This is a genomic window from Arthrobacter agilis (assembly GCF_002953615.1).
Classification (GTDB): domain Bacteria; phylum Actinomycetota; class Actinomycetes; order Actinomycetales; family Micrococcaceae; genus Arthrobacter_D; species Arthrobacter_D agilis_B.
The window spans coordinates 1,533,607-1,537,108 of the sequence record NZ_CP024915.1; the positions used below are offsets into that span (position 1 = coordinate 1,533,607).

Sequence of the window (3,502 nt, forward strand, 5' to 3'; positions counted from 1 at the left end):
TGCCCCGTCGGCCACCGCCACGACGGGCGGGCGCGGAAGGTAGTTGTAGTTGCTCGACAACACCCAGCAGTAGGCTCCGGTGCCCGGGACGGCGAGGAGGTCGCCGGCTCCGGTGTCCTCCGGGAGGTAGACGTCCCGCACCACAATGTCACCACTCTCGCAGTGTTTCCCAACCACGCGGGAGAGCAGGGGATCGGCTGCGGACGTCCTGGAGGCCAGCACGGCCGAGTAATCCGCACCGTAGAGCACCGGACGGGCGTTGTCGCTCATGCCGCCGTCCACCGACACATAGCGGCGCGGGTGCGTAACGCTCGTGTCCTGGACGACCTCGGATCCGTTCGCGGCCGCGTCCACGCGCACGGTCTTCGTGGTGCCGGCGGTGTAGAGGGTGAAGGTGGTGGGACCCACGATCGCGCGGCCCGGCTCGATCGAGATCCGCGGTACCCGCAGCCCCAGCTCACGGCAGGTGGATCCGACGACGGCGGCCATCGCACGGGCGATCTCCGCTGCCGGCCGAGGTTCGTCCGCCTCGGTGTAGGCGATGCCGTAGCCGCCGCCGAGATCGAGCTCGGGCAGTTCGACGCCGTGCCGGCCACGCACTCCGGCGAGGAAACCGAGCAGCCGCTGCGCCGCGAGTTCGAAGCCCTCGGGCTCGAAGATCTGCGACCCGATGTGGCAGTGCACGCCGAGGAGGTTGATGCCCGGGTGGGCGAGGGCGTCGGCGACCGCGCGGGCAGCGGGCGACGACGCGCCGTCGTCCTGCACGTCGTCCTGCCCGTCGTCCTGTCCCGGGCCCTGCTCGGTGGTGAGCGACAGGCCGAACTTCTGGTCCTCGTGGGCCGTGGCGATGAACTCGTGCGTGTGCGCGTGGATTCCGGGCGTCAGGCGGATCATGACGTTCGCCCTGCGGCCGCGCTGCACGGCGAGGTCGCCGACCAGGGTGACCTCCTGCAGGCTGTCGACGACGATCCGGCCGAGGTCGGCATCGATGGCGCGGGTGATCTCGGCGGCCGACTTGTTGTTCCCGTGCAGCCCGAGCCGGTGTCCCGGCATCCCGGCGCGCAGGGCCACGGCGAGCTCCCCGCCCGAGCAGGTGTCGAGTCCGAGGCCCTCCTCGCGGACCCAGTGCGCCACCTCGCTGCAGAGGAAGGACTTGCCGGCGTAGAACACGTCCACTCCCCCGCACAGGTCGCGGAAGGCGTCATCGAACGCGTCGCGGAACGTGGCGGCACGGGTCCGGAAGTCGCGCTCGGACATCACGAAGAGGGGCGTGCCGTACTGCCGGGCGAGCTCGGTCACGGGGATCCCGTCGACCTGCAGCACGCCGTCCGTCCCGCGGTCCACGTCCTCGGCCCACAGCTTGGCATCGAGCCGGGCCTGGTCGGCGGGGACGGACAGCCAGTCCGGTGCGAGCGGGGATGCTTCGGCAGCCACGGCTACATCCTCTCCGGCGCGGACACGCCGAGGAGGTCCAGGCCGTTGGCCAGGACCTGCTGTGTCGCGTTGTTCAGCCACAGGCGCGAGCGGTGCACGTCCTCGACGGCGGCGTCGCCGAGCGGGGCGACCCGGCACGCGTCGTACCAGCGGTGGTACGTCCCCGCGATGACCTCGAGGTGCCGGGCCACGCGGTGCGGCTCGCGGAAGGTCGCGGACTGCGCGACGACGCCGGGGAACTGTCCGAGCGCCGCCAGCAGCTCGCCCTCCGTGGGGTGGGCGAGCGACGCGGCGTCGAAGGTGCTGGTATCCACTCCCGCGGACACCGCATTGCGCGCGACGGCGTGCGTCCGGGCGTGGGCGTACTGCACGTAGAACACGGGGTTCTCGTTGGTGTTCTTCCGCAGCAGCTCGGGATCGATGGACATGGCCGAGTCGGCCGGCGACCGTCCGAGGGAGTAGCGCAACGCGTCCTTGCCGAGCCAGTCGAGCAGGTCCCGCAGCTCGATGATGTTGCCGGCGCGCTTGGAGAGCCGGGCGCCGTTCACGGACACCATCTGGCCGATGAGGACCTGGATGTTCTCCTCCATGTCGTCGCCGGCGCAGGCCGCGATGGCCTTGAGGCGACCGATGTAGCCGTGGTGGTCCGCTCCGAGGAGGTAGATCTTCTCGGGGAAGCCCCGGTCCTTCTTGGAGAGGTAGTACGCAGCGTCGGAGGCGAAGTACGTGGGCTCGCCGTTGGCCCTGATGAGGACGCGGTCCTTGTCATCGCCGAAGTCGGTCGTGCGGAGCCAGACGGCGCCGTCCTCGTCGAACACGTGGCCCTGCCCGCGCAGGCGGTCGACAGCCTGCTCCACGGCGCCGCCGTCGTGCAGTGCGGACTCGGAGAAGAACACGTCGAAGTGCACTCCGAAGTCCGCCAGCGTCTCCTTGATGTCGGCCATCTGTGCCTCGTAGGCGAGGGCGCGCACGATCGGGAGCGCGGTGTCGTCGTCCAGGTCCGCGACCTCGGGGCGGTCGGCGAGGACGGAGCGGCCGAGATCGGCGATGTACTGGCCGGGGTAACCGCCCTCCGGCGTCGGTCGGCCCTTGATGGTCGCAAGCACGGAGGCTGCGAAGTTGTTCATCTGGGTGCCGGCGTCGTTGATGTAGTACTCCGTGGTCACCTGTGCACCGCTGGCCCGGAGTACGCGCGCGATGGAATCACCGAGGGCGGCCCACCGCGTGTGGGCGAGGTGCAGCGGACCCGTCGGGTTGGCCGATACGAACTCCATGTTGATGGTGTGGCCCGCGAGTGCCTCGTTGGTGCCGTAGGCGGGGCCGGCCTCGACGATCGTGCGGGCCAGCTCGCCCGCGGCCCCGGCGTCGAGCGTGATGTTGAGGAAGCCCGGACCGGCGATGTCGACGCTCTTCACGCCATCAATCGCGGCGAGGCGGTCGCTCAGGAGCTGGGCGAAGGCCCGCGGGTTCATGCCCGCCTTCTTGCCGAGCTGGAGGGCGATGTTGGTCGCCCAGTCGCCGTGCTCCCGGTTCTTCGGTCGCTCCACCCGCACCTCGGAGGGGAGGTCGACGCTGAGGTCACCCGCCTCGACGGCGGCCTTCAGGCATGCGGATATAGCGGCAGAGAGTTCTTCGGGAGTCACCCGTCAAGCATAGCGGCGCCGTCCCCGGCACCCTGATTTTCGTGACGCGGCCCATGTCGGCTCCTGGATGCGCCGCCTCCGCAGGGGGCACGGGCCCGAGCAGGCCTGCGAGGCCCGTCTCCGGCGCGCGCAGAAACGAATCCCGCAATAGGACGTTGAACGGTACGGACGCGTTACTTTCGGTTTAAACCAATTCTTCGGCGCGGGCGTTCCGCCCGGCGATCACCAGGAGCAACCACATGACCAGTACAGGCCTGACGGAGACATCCCCGACCGGAACACGGGGACGCTCGGAGTTCTCCATCCACCAACGGGTGCTGACCGCTCTCGCCGCCGTCTCGATCCTCGGCGTGACGGGCTGCGCCGGCGCCGAGGCCGGATCACCTGCCGACGAGGCACCCGCCGCTGCTCCTGCGACGTCCGCG

At 70.1% G+C, this 3,502-nt stretch carries 3 protein-coding genes; 1 reads left to right on the top strand and 2 read right to left on the bottom strand.

The window, feature by feature from the left end; all coding sequences use genetic code 11:
* Positions 1–1,434 (bottom strand): diaminopimelate decarboxylase (gene lysA, locus CVO76_RS07395; protein ID WP_208741512.1); only part of this gene is annotated, 1,434 nt, incomplete at its 3' end.
* Positions 1,435–1,436: 2 nt separating this feature from the next.
* Positions 1,437–3,077 carry an arginine--tRNA ligase gene (gene argS, locus CVO76_RS07400; protein ID WP_208741513.1) on the bottom strand — a complete coding sequence of 547 codons (1,641 nt, stop codon included), beginning with the start codon at positions 3,075–3,077 and terminating at the stop codon, positions 1,437–1,439.
* Between the two features lie 239 nt (positions 3,078–3,316).
* On the opposite strand from argS, the gene CVO76_RS07405 reads away from it, so the two are divergent.
* On the top strand, positions 3,317–3,502 hold a 186-nt coding region (locus CVO76_RS07405; RefSeq protein WP_208741514.1), incomplete at its 3' end, for a hypothetical protein.